Source organism: Neisseria sp. (assembly GCF_041804105.1).
Lineage (GTDB): Bacteria > Pseudomonadota > Gammaproteobacteria > Burkholderiales > Neisseriaceae > Neisseria.
Genome location: NZ_JBHCJY010000107.1, coordinates 1 through 20,819, shown reverse-complemented (window position 1 = coordinate 20,819; position 20,819 = coordinate 1). Strand labels below are relative to the sequence as shown.

General features: G+C 56.7%; 19 protein-coding genes. 8 read left to right on the top strand and 11 right to left on the bottom strand.

The window, feature by feature from the left end; genetic code table 11:
• Positions 1 to 377: 377 nt before the first annotated feature.
• From hisF to ACEYDX_RS09590, 7 genes are all read right to left on the bottom strand, one after another.
• Positions 378 to 1,145, bottom strand: coding sequence for an imidazole glycerol phosphate synthase subunit HisF (gene hisF, locus ACEYDX_RS09620; protein WP_373741807.1), 768 nt, complete (start codon positions 1,143 to 1,145; stop codon positions 378 to 380).
• Positions 1,146 to 1,247: 102 nt separating this feature from the next.
• On the bottom strand, positions 1,248 to 1,568 hold the full coding sequence (locus ACEYDX_RS09615) for a hypothetical protein (protein WP_373741806.1): 321 nt from the start codon (positions 1,566 to 1,568) through the stop codon (positions 1,248 to 1,250).
• 126 nt (positions 1,569 to 1,694) lie between these two features.
• Complete coding sequence (gene hisA, locus ACEYDX_RS09610; RefSeq protein WP_373741805.1) at positions 1,695 to 2,435, bottom strand: 1-(5-phosphoribosyl)-5-[(5-phosphoribosylamino)methylideneamino]imidazole-4-carboxamide isomerase; 741 nt, start codon at positions 2,433 to 2,435, stop codon at positions 1,695 to 1,697.
• 125 nt (positions 2,436 to 2,560) lie between these two features.
• The gene (hisH, locus tag ACEYDX_RS09605) at positions 2,561 to 3,205 is read right to left on the bottom strand and encodes an imidazole glycerol phosphate synthase subunit HisH (RefSeq protein WP_373741804.1); all 645 of its coding nucleotides are present in this window, start codon (positions 3,203 to 3,205) and stop codon (positions 2,561 to 2,563) included.
• 54 nt (positions 3,206 to 3,259) lie between these two features.
• Positions 3,260 to 3,889: a LysE family translocator gene (locus ACEYDX_RS09600; RefSeq protein WP_373741803.1), complete on the bottom strand. Its 630-nt coding sequence runs from the start codon at positions 3,887 to 3,889 to the stop codon at positions 3,260 to 3,262.
• Between the two features lie 114 nt (positions 3,890 to 4,003).
• Positions 4,004 to 4,873: an NAD(P)-dependent oxidoreductase gene (locus ACEYDX_RS09595; RefSeq protein WP_373741802.1), complete on the bottom strand. Its 870-nt coding sequence runs from the start codon at positions 4,871 to 4,873 to the stop codon at positions 4,004 to 4,006.
• Positions 4,874 to 4,978: 105 nt separating this feature from the next.
• Positions 4,979 to 6,370 (bottom strand): nucleobase:cation symporter-2 family protein, encoded by a 1,392-nt coding sequence (locus ACEYDX_RS09590; protein WP_373741801.1) that lies wholly within the window; start codon positions 6,368 to 6,370, stop codon positions 4,979 to 4,981.
• Positions 6,371 to 6,866: 496 nt separating this feature from the next.
• On the opposite strand from ACEYDX_RS09590, the gene dapA reads away from it, so the two are divergent.
• The 7 genes from dapA to ACEYDX_RS09555 all read left to right on the top strand — a co-directional run bounded on the left by dapA (position 6,867) and on the right by ACEYDX_RS09555 (position 15,274).
• Positions 6,867 to 7,742, top strand: coding sequence for a 4-hydroxy-tetrahydrodipicolinate synthase (gene dapA / locus ACEYDX_RS09585; RefSeq protein ID WP_373741800.1), 876 nt, complete (start codon positions 6,867 to 6,869; stop codon positions 7,740 to 7,742).
• Positions 7,743 to 7,760: 18 nt separating this feature from the next.
• A complete protein-coding gene (bamC, locus tag ACEYDX_RS09580; protein ID WP_373741799.1) occupies positions 7,761 to 8,885 on the top strand; it encodes an outer membrane protein assembly factor BamC in 1,125 nt (374 codons plus the stop codon).
• A gap of 271 nt (positions 8,886 to 9,156) precedes the next feature.
• A complete protein-coding gene (locus ACEYDX_RS09575; RefSeq protein WP_373741798.1) occupies positions 9,157 to 9,732 on the top strand; it encodes a hypothetical protein in 576 nt (191 codons plus the stop codon).
• 339 nt (positions 9,733 to 10,071) lie between these two features.
• Positions 10,072 to 11,235 (top strand): magnesium/cobalt transporter CorA, encoded by a 1,164-nt coding sequence (gene corA, locus ACEYDX_RS09570; protein WP_373741797.1) that lies wholly within the window; start codon positions 10,072 to 10,074, stop codon positions 11,233 to 11,235.
• A gap of 57 nt (positions 11,236 to 11,292) precedes the next feature.
• Positions 11,293 to 11,763, top strand: coding sequence for an acyl-CoA thioesterase (locus ACEYDX_RS09565; RefSeq protein WP_373741796.1), 471 nt, complete (start codon positions 11,293 to 11,295; stop codon positions 11,761 to 11,763).
• 217 nt (positions 11,764 to 11,980) lie between these two features.
• Complete coding sequence (locus ACEYDX_RS09560) at positions 11,981 to 14,818, top strand: hypothetical protein (protein ID WP_373741795.1); 2,838 nt, start codon at positions 11,981 to 11,983, stop codon at positions 14,816 to 14,818.
• Positions 14,819 to 14,830: 12 nt separating this feature from the next.
• Entirely contained in the window at positions 14,831 to 15,274 is a 444-nt protein-coding gene (locus ACEYDX_RS09555; RefSeq protein WP_373741794.1) for an autotransporter domain-containing protein, read from the top strand.
• A 178-nt stretch (positions 15,275 to 15,452) separates the two neighbouring features.
• Here the strand turns inward: ACEYDX_RS09555 and ACEYDX_RS09550 are convergent, their stop codons facing one another.
• Entirely contained in the window at positions 15,453 to 16,022 is a 570-nt protein-coding gene (locus tag ACEYDX_RS09550; protein WP_373741793.1) for a hypothetical protein, read from the bottom strand.
• Positions 16,023 to 16,257: 235 nt separating this feature from the next.
• Positions 16,258 to 16,881 carry a hemolysin III family protein gene (locus ACEYDX_RS09545; protein WP_373741792.1) on the bottom strand — a complete coding sequence of 208 codons (624 nt, stop codon included), beginning with the start codon at positions 16,879 to 16,881 and terminating at the stop codon, positions 16,258 to 16,260.
• A gap of 166 nt (positions 16,882 to 17,047) precedes the next feature.
• Here ACEYDX_RS09545 and ACEYDX_RS09540 point away from each other — a divergent pair, with 166 nt between their 5' ends.
• Positions 17,048 to 17,884 (top strand): aldo/keto reductase, encoded by an 837-nt coding sequence (locus tag ACEYDX_RS09540; RefSeq protein ID WP_373741791.1) that lies wholly within the window; start codon positions 17,048 to 17,050, stop codon positions 17,882 to 17,884.
• A gap of 520 nt (positions 17,885 to 18,404) precedes the next feature.
• Here the strand turns inward: ACEYDX_RS09540 and ACEYDX_RS09535 are convergent.
• Both ACEYDX_RS09535 and ilvC read right to left on the bottom strand, forming a co-directional pair.
• Positions 18,405 to 19,991, bottom strand: coding sequence for a tannase/feruloyl esterase family alpha/beta hydrolase (locus tag ACEYDX_RS09535; RefSeq protein ID WP_373741790.1), 1,587 nt, complete (start codon positions 19,989 to 19,991; stop codon positions 18,405 to 18,407).
• A gap of 219 nt (positions 19,992 to 20,210) precedes the next feature.
• The coding region (gene ilvC / locus ACEYDX_RS09530) for a ketol-acid reductoisomerase (RefSeq protein ID WP_373741789.1) at positions 20,211 to 20,819 on the bottom strand (609 nt) is incomplete at its 5' end.

Sequence of the window (20,819 nt, the reverse complement as noted above, 5' to 3'; positions counted from 1 at the left end):
GGCTTCCACCTTATAGCCCCGATCTGAATCAGATAGAGAAAAAGTGGGCTTGGATTAAAGGTGTTAGGAATCGGCTGCGAATTACGGATGTGGATTGGCTGTTTCAGGTGTGTATCGATAAATAAGTTTATTTGCTATACAAGAAAAACGCCGTCTGAAAAATCTGTTGCAGACGGCGTTGCCGTTTTTTGTCCCTGCATACGGTTGAGCCGTTTACGACGGCCAACTGAACCTACGTTGTTCCAAAATCCCTGCAATCACGTTGAACGTTCCATACAACGCAACCGTACACGTCAAAGGCCGTCTGAAATTTCAGACGGCCTTTGGCTTTATAAAAACTTCCGCATTAAAACTGCCGCACACGACTTGCCCGAAGTTCACAACCGCATTTCAATCCCCGCCGCCTGCATCGCCAGTTTCGCTTCGCGGATCGATACTTCGCCGAAATGGAAGATGCTCGCAGCCAGCACGGCATCGGCCTTGCCTTCTTTCACACCGTCGATCAGGTGCTGCACGTTGCCCACGCCGCCCGATGCAATCACGGGAATATCGACGGCTTCGGAAATGGCGCAGGTCAGCGGCAGGTTGAAACCGATTTTGGTGCCGTCCCTGTCCATGCTGGTCAGCAGGATTTCGCCTGCGCCGCGTGCCTGCATATTTTTCGCCCACTCCACCGCGTCCAGCCCCGTGGCCTTGCGGCCGCCGTGGGTAAACACTTCCCAGCGGGTGTTTTCGGGGTTGACTGCTTTGGCATCGATGGCGACGACGATGGCCTGCGAGCCGAAAAATCCGGCGGCTTCGTTGACCAAATCGGGGTTGGTTACGGCGGCGGTGTTGATACTGGCTTTGTCTGCGCCCGCATTCAGCAGGCGGCGCACGTCGGCCACGCTGCGCACGCCGCCGCCGACGGTAAGCGGAATGAACACCTGCGACGCCACGTCTTCAATCACATGCAGGATGGTGTCGCGACCGTCGCTGCTGGCGGTGATGTCGAGAAAAGTGAGTTCGTCGGCACCTTCGTCGTTGTAGCGTTTGGCGACATCAACGGGGTTGCCCGCGTCGCGCAGGCCGAGAAAGTTGACGCCTTTGACGACGCGGCCGTTATCCACGTCGAGACAGGGGATGATGCGTTTTGCGAGTGCCATATCGATTGTGCCTTTTTGAAGAATGGATGCCGTCTGAAATTTCAGACGGCCTGAATACACAGCGGACAAACCATGAAAAGCGGTGCGGCACACGCAGGCTGTTTACGCGGCCAGATATTGTGCAACGAACGTACCGGCGTTGCCGTAAAGCCAGTAATAGCCCAAGCCTGCGGCCACGGCCAGTACCACGGTAAACATGAAGCTCGTGCCCCAGCGGTTGCCAGCAAACATGGCAAGGGCGGCATAAGCCCACAGCACGGCGTGTTTCAGCATCCATTCGTTGGTAATCAGCGGCATATTGAAATCCATGCCGGCTTGGAGGATGACGACCAGCAGGGTGAACCACAGGCTTTCGCTCAAGGCGTAAACGTCGCGGTTCGCCGACCAAACCATCCAGAAAATCAGTATGAATGCTGCAAACATGGAGTAAGTTCCCTTTTTAAAATGCAATGTCGGTAAAACGGATGGCCGCGCTGTTGTGTTTTATGTGCGCAAGGCCGAAATCTGATACGGAAATTTTTCAGACGGCGTTCGGGCCGTCTGAAAACATCAGGCGGCCAGCGAATCGGCCAGTTGCTGCGCTTCGGCAAAATCGATGCTGCCTTCGTAAATCGCGCGGCCGGTAACGGCACCGGCCACACCGCTTTTTTCGACGGCGCACAAAGCGCGGATGTCGTTCAAATCGGTCAGGCCGCCCGACGCAATCACGGGGATTTTCACCGCTTCGGCGAGTTTGACCGTGGCTTCGATGTTTACGCCGCTCATCATGCCGTCGCGGCCGATGTCGGTGTAGATGATGCTGTTGACGCCGTCGTCTTCAAACCGCCTGCTCAAATCGGCCACATGGTGTTCGGTTACCGTGGCCCAGCCGTCGATGGCCACCATGCCGTCTTTGGCGTCAAGACCGACGATGATGTGTCCGGCAAACTCTTTGCAGGCTTGGCGGACGAAATCGGGGTTTTTCACCGCCGCCGTGCCGATAATCACGTCGGTCAAACCCAAATCCAGATATTTTTCGATGGTCGGCAAATCGCGGATGCCGCCGCCAAGCTGGACGGGGATGTCTTTGCCCACTGCGGCCAGAATGCCGGCGATGGCTTCGAGGTTTTTCGGTTTGCCCGCAAACGCGCCGTCCAAATCCACCAGATGCAGGCGGCGCGCACCTTGTTTGAACCAGTGCAGCGCGGTTTCGGCGGGCTTATCGGAAAACACGGTGGCTTCGTTCATCAAGCCCTGTTTCAGGCGCACGCATTGGCCTTCTTTTAAGTCGATTGCGGGAATCAGCAGCATGTTTTTTCCTTACAGTATGTTTTCAGACGGCCTGGATGCCGTCTGAAAAGCCGCGGCGGAGTCGGCGTGTATTTTACATAAATTATCGGTTTTTAGCAGAAATGATTGTTTCGGCGCGGCGGAAATCAGCCGTTCCAACGCAAAAAGTTGCGTAAAAGCAGCAGCCCGCCGTCATGGCTTTTTTCGGTGTGGAACTGGGTGGCGAAAACGTTGTCGCGTCCGACGATGCAGGCGAAGCGGTCGGGGTAGTCGCTCGTGCCCAAAACGATGCTTTCGTCTTCGGGCGCGAAATAATAGCTGTGGACGAAATAGAAGCGGGTGTCTTGCGCGATGTCTTTGAACAGCGGATGCGGCTGCGTTTGGCGCACCGTGTTCCAGCCCATGTGCGGCACTTTCAGACGGCCGCCTTCCGCATCGCTCAAACCTGCGGCAAAACGCTTTACCTGCCCGCGAAACCGGCCCAGCCCGGCCGTATTGCCTTCTTCGCTGTGTTCGAACAGCAGTTGCGCGCCCACGCAGATACCGAAAAACGGCTTGTTTTTCAGGCCGTCTGCAACCGCTTCACCCAAGCCGCTTTGGTTCAGCGCGGCCATGCAGTCGGGCATCGCGCCCTGCCCCGGGAAAACGATTTTGTCGGCGGCGAACACTTCGTCGGGCTTGTCGGTCAGATAGATTTCCGCGCCCGTATCCGCGAGTTTTTGCGCGGCCTGCACGGATTTCAACACCGAATGCAGGTTGCCCATGCCGTAATCCACGACTGCGATTTTCATATTCCGCTCCTGAAGGCCGTCTGAAAAAAGATTATTGTAACAAAGAAAACCGTTTCAGACGGCCTTGAACATATCCCAAAGCAATCCCGCCGCCAGCAATACAAACACCGCGCCGCAACTGCGGTTGAGCCACATCAGCCGCCTGCCCTGCCCCAACCACGCTGCCAACGCCCTGCCGCCGCCGGTGTACACCAGCTGCCAGAAAGTTTCCACCGCGAAAAACGTCAGCGTCAGCACCAGGTATTGCGGCATCAGCGGCGCGGAAGTGTTGAGAAATTTCGGGAACAGCGCGGCGAAAAACAGGATGGCTTTGGGGTTGGACAGCGATACGGCCACGCCCGTGCGGAACAGTTTCCACGGCATGGGAACGACGCGGATACTGCTGCTGCCCATTTCCGCCGCCGCACCGCGCCAAATGCGGATGCCGAGCCACGCCAGATACAGCGCGGCGGCGGTTTTCATGACTTCAAACAGCAGCGGCGCGTTTTGGCTCAGCCAGCCGACAAACGCCAGCGACACGGCCAAAAGCAGGAACAGCCCGAGGCTCAGCCCCGCCAGCGTGCAGAGCGTTTTCCTGAAACCGTAATTCAGGCCGAACTGGAAAGCCAGCAGCATGTTCGACCCCGGCGTGGCGGAAATGATGAAGGTGCTGCCGAGAAACAGCAGCCAGGTTTCGTAGGTCATGGAATTTCGGGAAGGAAGGCAAAGGCCGTCTGAAAAAGGTAAACGTCGTTGCGGCAGGTTTTCAGACGGCCTTTGCGGGCGGACAAAACCGCATGGCAGGGCTTGCGGCGGGGTTTAACATTTTGCCAGATAACGGTAAATGCCCGCCACGTCCTCCCCACCCAATCCCGCTTCCGCGGCGGCGGTATAGTTTTGCGACACCAGCTCCACGGCAGGTACGGAAGCACCTGCGGCGGACAGCTCGCCCACGGCCAGCTTCAAATCTTTGGCGGCGTGTTTGAGCATAAAGGCGGCGGGAAATTCCTTGTTCAGCAGCAGCGGTTTTTTGGTTTGGAACATCGGCGAATTCATGGCCGAACCGCCCACCGCTTCGGCCAGCTCGTTCAAATCGATGCCGAACGCCTCGCCCATCAGCATGGCTTCGGCGTAGGCTTCGCCGAAAATGCCCAACAGCGAATTGAGCACGAGCTTCGCGCCCGAACCTTTGCCCACGCCGCCGAAATGGAAGGTGCGCTGCCCCATCGCGGCGAACACGTTTTGCAGTGGGGCGAGAACATCGGCATCGCCGCCGAACAGAATCAGCAGCGTACCGTTGGTGGCGGGCACAACCGAGCCGGACACGGGCGCTTCGGCGAAGCGCCCACCGTTTGCCTCAACCAATGCTTTGATTTTCAGGTTTTCAGACGGCGCGATGGTGCTCATGTTCACGATGGTTTTGCCCGCCAAGCCGCCTTTCACGCCTTCGACGATTTCATTGACGGCGGCGTAATCCGACACCATCAGCACCACGGTATCGTAATCGCGCAGCAGTGCGGCCGCATCGGTATAGGGCTTCGCGCCTTTTTCCAGCAGGGCTGCGCCTTTGTCGGGCGAACGGTTGAAGATGCCGGTTTCGATGCCGTGGTCGAGCAGGCGCGTTACCATCGGCACGCCCATCTGTCCCAAGCCGATCCAGCCGATGCGGGTGGTGTTCTGTTTTGACATTTTATTTGCTCCTTTGCGGTAATGTTTGGAAAACACAGCGATGATAATACGGCAAAAGGCCGTCTGAAAACTGTTTTTCAGACGGCCTCGGTTCCGTAATCCGCGTTACCGTTCCAAATCCTGCGTATCGGCGAACACGGCTTTGTCGGTGGCATCGTGCGGCAGAATCAGGTTCAGCACCACCGCCATGATGCCGCCTGCGGAAATCGAGTTTTGGAACAACACCGGCAGGTTTTTGAACACTTCCGGCTCGAACGCCACGCCCAAACCCAAGCCCACGGAAGTGGCGGCAATCACGGCTTCGCGGCGGCGGATGCCGTTGCTCACCAAAATACGCACGCCCGCGATGGCAATCAGGCCGAACATCAGCACCATCGCACCGCCCAACACAGGGCTGGGAATGATGGTGAACGCGCGGCCGATCACGGGGAACAGCCCCAGCAGAATCAGAATCGCGGCGATGTATTTGCCGACATGGCGCGAGGCCACGCCGGTCATCTGAATCACGCCGTTGTTTTGCGCGAACGTGGTCAGCGGCAGCGAACCGAGCGCGGTGGCAATCACCGACACCAGCCCGTCGGCCATCACGCCGCCTTTCAGACGGCTTGTGTACTCCTCGCCTTCGATCGGGCGGTCGGACACCATCGCGGTGGCGGTCAAATCGCCCACGGCTTCAAACACGCTCAAGAGATAAATCGCACCGGCCACGATAAACGCGTGCCAGTCGAACGCAAAACCGTATTTGAACGGAACCGGCACGGTAATCACGGGCAGGTTTTGCAGCGCGGAAAAGTCCACCTTGCCCAAAAACAGCGCGACGATGTAGCCCACAATCAGGCCGACGGCAATGCCGCTCATGCGCAAAAGCGGGTTTTTCATGCAGTTGAACAGCAAAACAATCAGCAGCACCAGCGAAGCCAGTCCCAAGTTTTCCATCGAACCGAACGTGCCGTCGCCCTTCGCGGCAAACCCGCCGCCAAAATCGGTAATGCCCACATGCACCAGACTCAGGCCGATAAGCATCACCACCACGCCGCTCACGGTCGGCGTAATCACTTTTTTCAGATAAGGCAGCAGAAAAGCCGAAAAACAAATCAAAAACGCGCCGACAAACGACACGCCCAGCAAGGTAGAAATCATGGCGTTTTCGTCCATGCCGCCTTCCTTCATACCCGTTCCCAGCGCAATCATTACGGTCACAAACGAGAAATTTACCGACTGAATCGACAGCATGCCCGAACCGACCATGCCGAAACGGTTGACCTGCAAATAAGTGCCGATGCCCGAAGCCACCATCGCCATCGACACCAGATAGGCCGTCATTTCCACCGGCAGCTTCAGCGCGCCGCCGACAATCAGCGCGGGCGTAATCATCGGCACGAAAATCGCCAAAAGGTGCGTGACCGCGCTCAAAAGCGCATTCATAAAAGGCGGCTTGTCTTCCAAACCGTACACCAAATCCGGCGCATCGGCCGTTTTTTCCATCGGGGCTGCCATGTTCGAAAATCCTTAAACGGGTAAGAAAATCACAAAAAACGTAAAGCCCGAATTTTATCGGATTCGCCCCGCCGCTTCAATTTTCAGACGGCCCTGCACAACGCCTGCGGCGCACAGGCCGATAAATACAAGGCATCGGCGCACAGGCCGTCTGATAAACCGCCGTTCGGCATCCGCAACCGTTTGTCTTAACCAAACGCCGTCCGAACCCCGACACTCTTGCCAGACGGATGTTTAGACGTAAAATGCCGTCTGAAACGTCAGAACCCTGCCCCGGCATTCCGTTCCAACGGAAACAATGTGTCCGGCGAAACGGCCGCGGCGGATGGCATTTTTCACGCCGTTCCGACAGCCCCGCATCCGCCCGACGGCAAATCCGGCCTTTTGTGTCGGCAGCGTTTCAGACGGCATATTCCCCTTGCGGAAATTTCACACGAAATGCAAAGTAGGCTACAATCGGTTTTCATTCCGACCCCGACAAATAAAGGTTTTTACCATGTTACAAGGCAGCCTGGTCGCCCTGATTACCCCGATGAATCAAGACGGCAGCATCAATTTCGACCAACTCAGAAACCTGATTGACTGGCACATCGAAAACGGCACCGACGGCATCGTCGCCGTCGGCACCACGGGCGAGAGCGCAACCCTGTCGGTAGACGAACACCTGTCCGTCGTAGAAGCCACGGTCAAACACACTGCCAAACGCGTGCCCGTGATTGCGGGTACGGGGGCGAACAACACCGCCGAAGCGGTCGAGCTTTCCAAAGCGGCCGAACGCATCGGCGCAGATTACACGCTTTCCGTCGTCCCCTATTACAACAAGCCTTCCCAAGAAGGCATCTACCGCCACTTCAAAACCATTGCCGAGGCGGTTTCGATTCCGATGATTGTCTATAACGTACCCGGCCGCACCGTGGTCAACATGACCAACGACACCGTTTTGCGCCTGGCCGGAATCCCCAACATCATCGGCGTCAAAGAAGCCAGCGGCGACATTGCACGGGATACCGACTTAATCAACCGCGCCCCCGAAGGTTTCGCCGTCTATTCCGGCGACGACCCCACCGGACTGGCCTTTATGCTCTGCGGCGGCCACGGCGTGATTACCGTTGCGGCCAATGTTGCGCCGAAACTGTTTGCCGACATGTGCCGCGCCGCACTCGCAGGCAATATCGCAGAAGCACGCCGTCTGAACGAAAAACTCATCCCCGTTTACGACGTGATGTTCTGCGAACCCAGTCCCGCCGCACCGAAATGGGCACTCAGCACATTGGGCAGATGCACCCCTCATGTGCGCCTGCCGCTGATTGAACTCACGGAAGCCGCGCAGGTCAAAGTACGCAGTGCGCTCGAAGCCGCAGAATTGATTTAACACCACAGGAAGCACGATATGACCCGTATCAAACCGGTAGTATTAGCCGTAACCGTTGCAGGCCTTGCCGCCTGCTCCAGCAGTAAAGACCAGCCCAAATTCGACTACCAGAGCCAAAACCGCAAAGTCGTCAATCTGGAAGTACCGCCCGATTTGAGCAACCCCAACCAAGGCAACCTCTACGCCCTGCCCGCAGGCAGCGGTGCCGTGCGTGCCAGCGACATGAAGCGCGGCGTACAGCAGCCTGCCAACCAATCCGTACTGCAAAGCATCCGCGGCGTACGCATGGAACGCGACGGCAGCCAACGCTGGATTGTGGTCGAAGGCAAACAGCCCGCCGAAATCTGGCCGCTCCTGAAAGCCTTCTGGCAGGAAAACGGCTTCAGCATCGCATCCGAAGAGCCGGGCATCGGCCAGATGGAAACCGATTGGGCGGAAAACCGTGCCAAAATCAAAGGCGACGGCCTGCGCCGCATGTTTGAAAAAGTCGGACTCGGCGGCATCTATTCCACCAGCGAGCGCGACAAATTCACCATCCGCATCGAACAGGGCAGAAACGGTTCCACCGAAGTATTCTTCGCCCACAAAGGCATGCAGGAAGTGTATGCCGACAAAAACAAAGACACCACCCGATGGCAGCCCCGCGCCAACGATCCGAGCCTGGAAGCCGCTTTCTTAGGCCGCTTCATGCAGTATCTCGGCGTTGACGCACAACAGGCGCAGCAGGCCGCGGCAGGCGTATCGCCCGCCCGTGCCGGCGGCGATTTGGCCCGCATCGAAGGCGGCAGTCTGCTGGTCAGCGGCGACCATGCCCGCAACTGGCGTCGTGCCGCACTCGCCCTCGAGCGCACCGGCCTGACCGTTGTCGGCCAAAACGCCCAGCGCCATGCCTTTTTGGTACAGCCCGCGCCTCAGGAAGGCGATGCCGTAGCCAATAAAAAACCCGGCCTCTTCTCCCGCTGGTTCGGCAAAGGCAAAAAAGCGCAGGCAGCCGCACAAAATGCCGAACGCCCGCAACTGATTGTGGCCGTCGAGCCTGTCAACGGCGGTTCGCGCGTGAGCATCTTCAACAAAGACGGCAGCCGTTACAACGGCAGCGACGCTTCCACCCTGCTCGGCAGGCTGCACGCCGAATTGCGTTGATACACCGTTTGACCCGATACAGCCTTTTGCAGATGCAGAAGGCTGTTTTATAATGTCTTCGGAATACGGAACCCCTGCCCGCCGCCTCACGGCAACCGGTTGCATGGCCGGTACGGAACCAATCGTCCGAGCCGTTGTCTCATTTGACTGCAAAACTTTTGCTGTCGAACCAATGCGGCAACAAAACATCCCGATTAAACATAAGGCCGTCTGAAAACCGCCGTTTTTTCAGACGGCCCGCCCCGAAAACCACCCGAATGGAACCAACGAAATGAATATCCGCACAACCTTCATCCTGACCCTGCCGCTTGTATTGGCCGTTGCCGCCTGCGTGAAACCGCACACCTACGTTTCGCCCGATTACCGCAAACACAGCTCGTCGTCGCTGTCCATTCCCGCGCAACCCCACAGCGTCCGCCTGGAAACCGCGTTCCTGCTTAACGGCAAGCCAGCCGAAGCCGCCAACCGCCGCTTTGCCGCCGAAGCCGCCGACGTACTCAACGGCAGCAGCGTCGTGCGCACTTCCGACAACGCACCCGCCGTCATCAAACTGACTGCCGCCACCGATTCCCAGCGCGGCAAAGCAGCCGCCAAAGGCTTGGCCACCGGCCTGACTTTCGGCTTGGCCGGCAATCGTTTCGACGACAACTACCGCTTCGAATGCAGCTATAACGACGGCACAACCGCCCACAGCGAAACCTACAACCACGCCGTAACCACCGTTATCGGCAACAAACAGGCCCCGCAAGGCACGCCCGTCAAAACCAAAACCGCCTTTGCCGACGTAACCGCCCAAATCGTTACCAACTGCTTGGTCGATTTGCAGCAGAAAGGTTTCCTGCGCTGATTGACTCCCATTCAGAAACATAAGGCCGTCTGAAAAACCGTTTTTCAGACGGCCTTGATGAGTTTGGCTTGCGTTTCTATGATTCGCCGTTTACACCGATACCGTCATTCCCGCGCAGGCGGGAATCCGTGGCTCATATTCCACACACTCATGAATAAACCGCAAGGCCTGCCTTAAAGTTCTTCCTGCGCGTGAATGTCGGCAGGACATTCACATCAAAACACACAGGTGTTTTACCGAAAACTGTCTCAGCCCAAAGGCAGATTGGTCCGCAACAGACCGCAGATACAGTCAGCGTGCCCCACAATCGGACAAACTGTACGACGCCGTAAAAGACCGATGCCGTCTGAAAAACATTTTTCAGACGGCATCGGCGTATTTCAAGCCTTGCGGGCATATCGGTTAAAATACCCGCTTCTTTTTTCAGACGGCCCGACCATGACCGCTCCCCAAAACCAACCGATTCTGCTGCCCGCCGACGAAGCCGCGCAACGCAGCGACGTGAAAAACGCGCCGCCCCGCGCCGTCCACCAAACCGTTTATTCCGCACACTCTTTCCGTTCGCAGGACTATACCCCCGACGGCACGCCGCCGCAGTTGATGCCGTCTGAAAACGGTGAAACCGAGTGGCTGCACTTTGTCGGCATCAACGACGCCGTGCTGCTCAAAAGCATACTCTCGCCCTACGGCGTGCACGATTTGGTGATTGAAGACATTCTCAGCCGCAAGCAGCGTCCCAAAATCGAAGACTACGGCGGCTATGTGTTCATTGCCGCGCGCGTGTTCCAATATGTTCAGGGCAAACTGCAATCCGACCCTGTTTACCTGATACTCGGCCGCCGTTTCGTTTTTACCTTCCAGCAGCGCAGGCTGGGGCTGTTTACCGACATCCGCCGCCAGATGGCCGACAACCGTTACGACATCCGCAGCAAAACCGCGCCGTTCCTGGCCTACCGCATCCTTGACCGCCTGATCGACGATTATTTCGTTACCCTCGAACAATACGACAACCGCGTCGAAAACATCGACAAAACCCTGTTCAGCCAAAATGCCGACCACCGCGACATCCTCACCCGCATCCACCGTCTCAAGCGCGATGCCGTGCGCCTGCGGCGCACGCTCCTGCCGCTGCGCGACGTGATGCTGCAACTGGCGCGCGGCGAATTCGAAGTGTTCCGCGGCGAACCGCACCTCTACCTGCGCGACGTGTACGACCATACCATGCAGCTGATCGAATCGCTCGACGCTTCCCGCGATACGGTGCTGAGCATGATGGACATCCATCTCTCGTTCCAGTCAAACCGCCTCAACGGGCAGATGCGCGTCTTGACCGTCATCACCATCCTGTTTATGCCGCTCACCGTCATCACCGGCATCTACGGCATGAATTTCGACCATATGCCCGAACTGCGCTGGCATTACGGTTATTTTATGGTGCTCGGCCTGATGCTGTGCATCATCGTCGGGCTGCTGGTTTTTTTCAGCCGCAAAAAATGGCTTTGACACACAGCCAAGCCCCGTTACAATGCTCCACTACATACCACTACAAAAGGAAAGTCCATGAACACCCGCAACAACCACCCCGCCCACGAATTGCAGATGTCCGTCTTGATGACACCCGACACCGCCAACTTCAGCGGCGTCGTCCACGGCGGCGTTTTGCTGAAAATGCTCGACCAAGTCGCCTACGCCTGCGCCAGCAGTTACAGCGGCCATTACTGCGTTACCCTGTCGGTCGACAAAGTCATGTTTAAAGAACCCATCCGCATCGGCGAACTCGTTACCTTTCTCGCCAGCGTCAACTACACCGGCCGCAGCTCCATGGAAGTCGGCATCCGCGTCGAAGCGCAAGACATCCGCAGCCGTACCGTCCGCCACACCAACAGCTGCTACTTCACCATGGTGGCCGTCGAAAACGGCAAACCCGTTGCCGTCCCCCCGCTCGAACCTGCCACAGAAGAGCAGCAGCGCCGCTTCAAAGCCGCCGAACGCCGCAAAAAACTGAGCATCGAAGCCGCCAAAGACGAATAAACCTCCTGCACCATCCGTCCGCAAACCGCAGGCCGTCTGAAAAACCGATTTTTCAGACGGCCATCTTTTCTACCCGTTCGGCCCGCCTCTACCGATAACTTCACAACAAAATTTCTTTATTCATTACAAAATCACGCTTTAAATAAAAATAAAATTACATAATTTACCTATTTTAGATAAATATATAACACACATTACAATAATCCAAGGGAAAACCATGTTATTCGCTCGAAACCGTATCGCGCTCGCCCTGATGATGGCGGTGCCCGTTATGGCCGTAACCGCCAGCCAAAGTGCCTACGCACAAACTTTTTCAACCGTGTATGTCCGTGATGTCATCGGACAAAACGGCGGGGGTGCAGGCACGCAAGCTTCGCCTTTCGACAGTTTTGAATCCGCCCTTCACTACGCCCGCCAAAACCCCAACACCATCAAACTGCTTGGCAACGTGGTGGTCAGCCGCCACACCGAAGCCAACGGCAGAATCCAGCCGCTCAATCTGGGCGGAGTTACCATCGACGGCGACGGCAACACGCTGACCGTACGCGGTGCACCGCTTTCGTTAACGGGCGACACCGTCATCAAAAACATCCATCTTGATTTGCCCTCACTGAACAACGCCATCAACTTAGATGTTGCCGCCGAAGCCGCCCGTGAAAAAGACCAATACATTTATCTCAACGGCAACCGTTTGGAACTGGACAACGTCCGCACCCAAACGGGCAGCAACCCGCTCAGCCGTCCGACCTTCGTATTGGGCAACGGCGTGGATACCGCAGGCGATGCGGGCAACGCCGAGCTGGTGCTCAAAAACACCACCGTCAAACACATCGTGGCGGGCAACCTAAACGGCCAAACCAAAACCACCGATGCCAAAATCAGCATTGACAGCGGTTCGGAAGTGATTGGCGACATTCATTTCGGTGTTACGGGCAACGCGGTAACAGGCAAGGTAAGCGTGGTGAGCCAAACGCAGAAAGTCGGCGGCTACATCGGCGGCACATCGATCAACAATACTTTGGAAATCAAAGGGGTAAGTGCGTTTCGTGAGACCCTGATTGACGGTGTGCAAAACCTGACGCTTACCGACAAGTCCGATTTGATGGTCAATAAGCTGAACATCACCGGCACGCTCACGCTTTCAGACGGCACCCGCATCAACGCTGAGCCGACCGCAGACAACGCCATCGTGGTTGGCAATATCGATGCCCAAGGCAAAAACGAAATCCGCTTTACCAACGAAAATACCGTTACGGGCGGGATTTCGGGCGATGCCAACTTAAAAATCAAAGGCGAAACCGAACTGAACAAAGTGTATGTCAGCGTGGGCAACAACACCGGCACGGTCAATCTGACCGCCCCCGACAACCGCACGGCGATAGCGTTTGCCAATGAAAACGGCCGCTACAAAGCCGTACCTGAAACCACGCAAAGCCGCTGGCAAGGCGCACCCGTTATCGGCTTGACCGCCGACCAAAACCGCGACGGCAAACTCACGCCTGACGAACGTCCCACCCCGACCGCCACCGCATCGGTTTCATTGCCGCAAGGCACCAAAACGGGCGACTGGGTATTCGTTACCGTCAAAACCACGAAAAACGGCGTGGAACACGAGACCACCGAAGACATCGAAGTAACCGATGAAATGCTGCGTGCAGGCACGGCAACTTTTACCGTTCAGACGGCCGATGCCGAAAAAATCGCTATTGATGCTTATTTGGACAACGGTTCGGGCGAAGAATCCGATCCCGCCAAGAGTCATACGGTTGCCATCGATAACACGCCCGTTGTCCCGCCGCAACCTCCGGTTCCACCTGCTCCACCCGTTGAGCAGCCACAGCCTCCGGCTCCGACCGTTGAACAACCGCAGCCTCCAACTCCCAAACCCGAGGAAACCGCCAATACACCCACCGAAAATGCCAATCCCAAACCGGTTCATCAAAAAGGCGACGGGATAAGCGAACCTGCCTTGCCCGAACTGGTTTGTCAAAACGGCACAGGCATCAGCGAGCCTGCAAAACCTGAAATGCCGGCTGAAACCAAAAAAGGCGACAGCGTCAGCGAACCTGCTTTGCCCGAACTGGCTTATCAGAACAGCAAAGGCATCAGCGAACCTGAAAAACCCGAAATTGTAATTGAACGCAAAAAAGGGAACGGTGTGAGCGAGCCGGAAAAACCTGCCATTGCCATTAACCAACAAAACGGCAGCGGCATCACAGAACCTGCTTTGCCCGAACAGCCGTTTAACCAAAAAAGCAGCGGCGTTACAGCGTCCGAAAAACCTGACGTCATTATTGCACAGCAAAAAGGCAACAGCGTCAGCGAGCCTGCCCTGCCCGAACGGCTTGTGAATCAAAAAGGCACGGGTGTTACCGAAGCCGAAAAACCGGCTGTTCCCGTAGTCCAGCAAAAAGGAACAGGCGTTACCGCCGATGAAAAACCTGCGGTAACCGTTCAGCAAAAAGGCGCAAGCCTTACCGAGCCTGAAAAGCCGACGCTGGAAATCGGCGCAACGCCAAACAAAACGGACGATCCTCCCGCCGAAACACAAAGGCCGTCTGAAAATACCGTTTATACCCAAAGACTGAATATTTCGTATGCCTTGGAAGAAATAGCATTGTTATCCGGCTCGGCAAACGCCGCCGTATTGGGCAGCGCCGATGCCGTTACCCAAACCGTTGCCGCACGGCAGCAGCAGCCCGTTATCGAAAACGAACGCAACGTTTGGGCCAAAACCACCGACAACCGCCGCAAAGACCGCAGCCGCTTCGGTTATAAAGCGCATCAAAACGCCGTGGTTATCGGCGGCGACGCATCCGGCAGCAACTACCGCATCGGCTTCGCCGCAGCCTACAGCCAAGACGATGCCGACACTGCCTTCGCCCAGCAGTTGCGCAGCCAAAGCTGGCACGGCCTGCTCTACGGCGACTATGCAGCGGGCAAAGCCAAAATCGACTTTCTGGCAGGCGGCTTCTACGGCAAAACCGACAGCGAACGCCGCAGCCTCGCCGACAACGGTAAAGCCGAAGCCGGTTACAACTTCCACGGTGCGTAGGCAGGCTTGGGCGTGAGCTTCCCGACAGGCGGCAGCTTCACCCCGTTCGTCCGCGCCGACTACACCAAATTGTGGATGCGCAGCTACCGCGAACGCGGCGAAACGGCGCAGGCGCAACTGCTTGCGGTCAACCCCGACAACGCCCAATCGCTCATCGCCCGCGCAGGCGTGAAGTGGACACTGCCGCTGGGAGAAGCCGTCAAGCTCGAAAGCCATCTGGCCGCAGGCACGGAGTTGCTGGACAACCAATTCGGCGGCCATGCCAACCTGACCGGCCAGCCTGAAACCGGCTTTGCCTACCGTTCGGAAAAAACCGGCCGTGCGCTCAGCAGCACAGGCCTGCGCATCAACGGCAAACCCACGGAAAACCTCAACCTGTTCGCCGCCTACGAAGCGCAACTGCGCAAACGCTACCGCAGCCAGCAGGCGCAAATCGGTGTAGAATACCGTTTTTAAAACCGTATCCCAACAGCCGTTTCTGCATTCTGTTGGATGAAAATCGGAAAATCGAAAGGCCGTCTGAAAAATTTTCAGACGGCCTTTTTATCGGGATAAATTCATCCTGTGTCGGGAATTTTATAACCGGTTTTCATAACCAGGGCGGGAGTCCCCTATTCTTTGCCCCTGCTTTTCTTTACGACGGAGCGCATTCGGATGCCAGAACTTCGCCCAACACGGTCATTTCACCGTTGATTTCCTGTTGTTCGTTGCGCACCAGAAAACCATCCGCTTCACGGTAGAAATCGGTTTGCAGCGCATTGCTGATGGTCCAAGTCAATTCGCCGTTGCTGAACGCGGTCAAGTCTTCGTTGCTTTGCTGCGCGCTGTATGGCGCATGGAATGTCCGCCCGTTGTGGCGCACTTGGGCGGCAGGCCCTTGTGCGGTTTTGTAGTATCTCGCCTCAACCACGCCTTTTTCGCTGCAACGGTAACGCTGCCATTTTGCTCGCGACATTTCCGTGAGCGCACCGCCCAATCCCGCCGGAGCAGCCGCTGCCGGAGAAGATGCCGCAGATGCGGATGCGGCAGACGCTGCGGATGCGGAAACATCCGATGCGGACAAATCAGACATCAGCGCGGGTTCGGATACGGCCGATGCGGATACGGCGGATGCTTCCGACGCAGCGGCGGAAGGCTCTTCCGAACCGCAGGCTGAAAGTACGGCAAGCAGAATAAGGGGCAGGATAAAGTTTTTGGTTTGCATAAATTTTCTTGCTGGCAGGATATTGTTATAGTGTATCAGATTTATTGTTAAGACATAGGAATGTTCGGAAAAAGGGGTTTAAACCCGAACGCAATTTTATTAGTCAGCAGATTTTGCGAAATGTTCCGCAAAAACCGTTTGTCGGCCTGTTTTACCGTATTTTTTATCCGCCTGTACCATCCGCCGGAACACGGAAACGGTTCAAACACCGCTTTTTGTTTTCAGACGGCCTGAGTTACAGCACATAAAAATAAACGCAGACAAACTGCGACAGGCTGCCGCCGAGTACGAACAGATGCCAGATGCCGTGGGCGTGCCTGATTTTGGTGTCGTTGACAAACCAGTAAATCCCGCCGCTGTACAGCAGGCCGCCGAGCACCAGCCAGAACAGTCCCCAGCCGGAAAGGTTTTGCGACAGGGGATACAGGGCGGCGACAATCAGCCAGCCCATCAAAACGTATAGCACCATCGACAACAGCCGTTTTTCGCTTTTCCTGCCGATGGTCAGTTCCTGCGCAATGCCGAACAGCGCCAGTCCCCAGGAAATGCCGAAAATCGTCCAACCCCAGCCGCCTTTGAGGGTAATCAGGGTAAACGGGGTATAGCTGCCCGCAATCAGCAGGTAAATCATGCAGTGGTCGATTTTCTGCAAAATGCTTTTGAGCTTCGGCTGCGGGAAGCTGTGGTAAAGGGTTGAGCCGAGATAGAGCAGCACAAGGCTGATGCCGTAAGTCAGCGCACCGGCCAGATGCAGGCCGCTGCTGTCCAGCGCTTTGACAATCAGCAGAACCAAACCTGCCGAAGCCAGCAGGGTGCCGGCCAAATGGCTGTATGCGTTGAATCGTTCGCCGTGATACATGGATTTTTCCGATGGTGGGACGGTGGGCAGTTTACCCGAGAACCGGTCAGGATAAAGATTCAAACGGATTAAATCGGGTAAAGGTTGACAAAGCAGGCCGTCTGAAAACCTTGCGGCGGGTGTACAATCCGTTCCGTATCAAAACCTTAAAACAAGGAGCAGAAGCATGGCCGACATTCTCGATTACGGCAAACTCGGCATGGGCACATGGTTTTTGGGCGAGCCGTCGGGCAACCGCACGGAAGAAACCGCCGCCCTGCGCTATGGCTTGGAACGCGGCATCCGCATCATCGATACGGCGGAAATGTACGGCAGCGGCCGTTCCGAACGGCTGGTCGGCGAAGCGGTGCGCCCGTTTGCCCGCGACAAATTATTTCTCGTCTCCAAAGTGTTGCCGAGCAACGCCAACCGCCGCAACATGGAACACAGTCTCGACGCTTCGCTCAAAGCCCTGCAAACCGACTATCTCGACCTCTATCTCTACCACTGGCGCGGCGGCACACCGCTGGAGGAAACGGTGGAAATGCTCGAAAACATGGCCGCCAAAGGCAAAATCCGCACATGGGGCGTATCGAATTTCGACTTGGAAGACATGGAAGAACTGCTGGCCTTGGAACACGGCGCCAACTGCCGCACCAACCAAGTGCTCTATCATCTCGGCTCGCGCGGCATCGAAGTCGCGCTCAAGCCGTTTCAAGACGCACACGGCATTCCCATTATGGCCTACTGTCCGCTGGCACAGGCAGGCACGCTGCGCGACGGCTTGACGGAACATCCCGCCGTCCGCCGGCTTGCCGCCGAACTGTGCATCAGCGTGTATCAGGTGCTGCTGTGCTTTACCTTGGCACAAAGCAACACGGTATCCATCCCGCGCACGGGCAAAACCGCGCACATGAAAGAAATCGCCGACTGTCTCGACATCCGCCTGAATGCGGAACAGCTGGCACTACTGGATGATGCGTTTCCCAAACCGCCGTACCGCGTGCCGCTGGATGTGGAGTAAAAAACCGTACCGTTACGGTACCGTTTTAAGTGTTTTCAGACGGCCTTCCGCAACCCGAACCGTACTTCTGCCCCGATTCCTGCCCGAACGGACAGGCCGTCTGTTCTCCCTGAAAACAGACGGCCTGTCGTCGCGGACAAACCTGATGAAAATCAGGCGGTATTTGTACCCCGTCGTGCCGGTTTATTACAGTATCGCTCGCAACCATCATCCCACGCAGACGGGAATCCATCGTTAATATTCAACGACGTACAAATAAACCGAAAACACCGAAAAAGCGGTTTCTCAAAAATACAGGCCGTCTGAAAAACGTTTCAGACGGCCTTATCCTTCTTTCCACCCTATCTATCCTGCCAACGGCATTGTTACCCACCACCGTCATTCCCGCGCAGGCGGGAATCCATCGTTAATATTCAGCAACGTATCAATAAACCCGAAACGCCGCAAAACGGTTTCTTAAAAAACACAGGCCGTCTGAAACGTTTTTCAGACGGCCTTATGCCTTACGTTCGCCCTACCCTTACTGGCGGCATTCGAAACTTGCGGCGTTGTTCACATCGCCGCCTTTATACGTTGCCACGGCGGGATAGGCGCAAACGGGCTGGGTTTTGCCGGGGAAGGCTTTGCCCTGAGCCACCATAAATTCGGGCACGCGGCCTTTTTCGCGCCAGTTTTCCAGTGCCGTGAGCGGGTCGAAATCGTCGAGCGCGGAACCGCCGCCGCAATGGGTCATGCCCGGCACGTTAAACAGGCGCACGGTATTGCGGGCGTTCCAAGTGTCCTGCAAAAGCTGTTTGTACCAGTCGCGCAAATCGTGGGCGGAAAACACGGGGTCGGACACACCCTCAAACACCACCATTTTGCCGCCGCGCGCTTGGAAAGTGGTCAGATTGGTGGCGTCGGCATCGTTGAGCGCACCGATTTGGGCGGTTTGGGCGACATCGGTATCGAAGTTGAACGTCATCGTGTCGAAATCGGGCTGATACGGCGTCATGAAATACTGCGGCAGCGACACCGCGCCGAGCGTGATGTTACGCGCATCGGGTTTGGCGGTTTGCGACTTGCCGAGCTTCCAAGCCCGCCAATCGGGTGTATTCACACCCGTATCGTAAGGCCATGAACTGTAAACATTTTCGCCCTTGCTGTTTTTCGCGCCGCCGAACACGGCATTGAGCAGCGCCACTTTCTTTTTACCGATTTGGTTTTGCACCATTTCAGGTTTGAAATCGCATTTTTCCCAAGCATTGACGATGCCGTCCTTCAGGCCGTCTGAAGCGTCGCAACGGTTCAAAACGCCTTGCGACACGGCATCCAAATCCGCCTGCGTCAGCGCATCGGCAAAAATTTTGTTACCCGCTGCATCCGTAGGCGCGGCGGCCATGAAATGCCGGTTGTCCCAAGCCTGCGCTACGGCGGCACTCGACAGGCGGAAACCGGGGTTGCCTGCCACCGCACCGTCAAACTCGAGCGGATAACGCATCGCCGCCAGCATCGCCTCGCGCCCTCCGTTGGAACAGCCCATAAAATAACTCAACTCGGGCTTGCGGCGGTAAAACTGTTCCACAAGCTGCTTGGCGGTTACGGTCACTTTGCCGATGGCCGCGTAAGCCAAATCCAAACGCGCCTGCTGGTCGGCTCCGAACGAGCCGTCGGAACGCCCCTGATGGCCGCCGTCGGTGCTTACCACCGCATAGCCGCGTTTGAGCGCGGGCGCGGCCGTCGCCCCGCGCACGGGAATGCTGCCGACGGCGGGGGCGATAAAGCCGTTCATCCCGCCGCCACCCTGAAACAGGAATTTGGCGTTCCAGTTTTCGGGCAGGCGGAGCTGGAAGTTGGTGGCATAGTTTTTGCCGTTCACCCCGACCCGCCGCTCAATCGCGCCCTGCACCAGACAATGCGCGGGATATTGCACACCGCCGCCCGAAGCGCCCGTCATCGCGGCATTGCCGTCGCGCTCGAGCGCACCGGCCTTGACCCAGCGTGCATCGGTGATTTCGGTGTTGTAGAGTTTGGCCTTGGCCAACGCCCTGCACTGCCGCTCGCCCGAAGCCGCCTGCGCAGCGGCGGCGGAGCAGAACAGCAGAGCTGCAAGCATTTTGATTTTCATGACTTTTCCTTTGCCGTTTTGATGTTCGGCGCGATTGTTTCATACCGCCAATCTATAACAACACGGTACTTTTTTCAACGCCCGTTCAGGCCGTCTGAAAACCTGAGCAACCGCTTTTTGCGCGAACTTGCCGAACCTGAAACAAAGGCCGTCTGAAAGTTTTTCAGACGGCCTTATCGCTCTGTTTTAAAACACCATCACGGTTTTAAAACAAACGGATTAGTTTTTATCCAAATCCACCAGTTTGTTTTTGGCAATCCACGGCATCATGCTGCGCAGTTGCGCGCCGACTTTTTCGATTTGGTGGTCGGCGTTCAGACGACGGCGGGCTGTCATGCTGGCGTAGTTGGCGGCGCCTTCCTGAATGAACATTTTGGCGTATTCGCCGCTTTGAATGCGGTAGAGCGCTTTTTTCATCGCTTCTTTGGTGGCCGGCGTAATCACTTCGGGGCCGGTAACGTATTCGCCGTATTCCGCATTGTTGGAAATCGAATAGTTCATGTTGGCGATACCGCCTTCATACATCAGATCCACAATCAGCTTCAGCTCGTGCAGGCACTCGAAGTAGGCCATTTCGGGGGCGTAACCGGCTTCAACCAGGGTTTCGAAGCCGCATTTCACCAGCTCTACCGCGCCGCCGCACAATACGGCTTGCTCGCCGAAAAGGTCGGTTTCGGTTTCTTCGCGGAAGTTGGTTTCAATCACGCCGCCTTTGGTGCCGCCGTTGGCTGCGGCGTAAGAGAGAGCAATGTCGCGCGCTTTGCCGGAGTTGTCTTGGTAAACGGCAATCAGGGTGGGCACGCCGCCGCCTTTGAGGTATTCGCTGCG

Bases quoted from the DNA above. Each gene is read 5' to 3' on its own strand.
- hisF (WP_373741807.1), bottom strand. From the start codon at position 1,145: ATGGCACTCGCAAAACGCATCATCCCCTGTCTCGACGTGGATAACGGC.
- ACEYDX_RS09615 (WP_373741806.1), bottom strand. From the start codon at position 1,568: ATGTTTGCAGCATTCATACTGATTTTCTGGATGGTTTGGTCGGCGAAC.
- hisA (WP_373741805.1), bottom strand. From the start codon at position 2,435: ATGCTGCTGATTCCCGCAATCGACTTAAAAGAAGGCCAATGCGTGCGC.
- hisH (WP_373741804.1), bottom strand. From the start codon at position 3,205: ATGAAAATCGCAGTCGTGGATTACGGCATGGGCAACCTGCATTCGGTG.
- ACEYDX_RS09600 (WP_373741803.1), bottom strand. From the start codon at position 3,889: ATGACCTACGAAACCTGGCTGCTGTTTCTCGGCAGCACCTTCATCATT.
- ACEYDX_RS09595 (WP_373741802.1), bottom strand. From the start codon at position 4,873: ATGTCAAAACAGAACACCACCCGCATCGGCTGGATCGGCTTGGGACAG.
- ACEYDX_RS09590 (WP_373741801.1), bottom strand. From the start codon at position 6,370: ATGGCAGCCCCGATGGAAAAAACGGCCGATGCGCCGGATTTGGTGTAC.
- dapA (WP_373741800.1), top strand. From the start codon at position 6,867: ATGTTACAAGGCAGCCTGGTCGCCCTGATTACCCCGATGAATCAAGAC.
- bamC (WP_373741799.1), top strand. From the start codon at position 7,761: ATGACCCGTATCAAACCGGTAGTATTAGCCGTAACCGTTGCAGGCCTT.
- ACEYDX_RS09575 (WP_373741798.1), top strand. From the start codon at position 9,157: ATGAATATCCGCACAACCTTCATCCTGACCCTGCCGCTTGTATTGGCC.
- corA (WP_373741797.1), top strand. From the start codon at position 10,072: ATGCCGTCTGAAAAACATTTTTCAGACGGCATCGGCGTATTTCAAGCC.
- ACEYDX_RS09565 (WP_373741796.1), top strand. From the start codon at position 11,293: ATGAACACCCGCAACAACCACCCCGCCCACGAATTGCAGATGTCCGTC.
- ACEYDX_RS09560 (WP_373741795.1), top strand. From the start codon at position 11,981: ATGTTATTCGCTCGAAACCGTATCGCGCTCGCCCTGATGATGGCGGTG.
- ACEYDX_RS09550 (WP_373741793.1), bottom strand. From the start codon at position 16,022: ATGCAAACCAAAAACTTTATCCTGCCCCTTATTCTGCTTGCCGTACTT.
- ACEYDX_RS09545 (WP_373741792.1), bottom strand. From the start codon at position 16,881: ATGTATCACGGCGAACGATTCAACGCATACAGCCATTTGGCCGGCACC.
- ACEYDX_RS09540 (WP_373741791.1), top strand. From the start codon at position 17,048: ATGGCCGACATTCTCGATTACGGCAAACTCGGCATGGGCACATGGTTT.
- ACEYDX_RS09535 (WP_373741790.1), bottom strand. From the start codon at position 19,991: ATGAAAATCAAAATGCTTGCAGCTCTGCTGTTCTGCTCCGCCGCCGCT.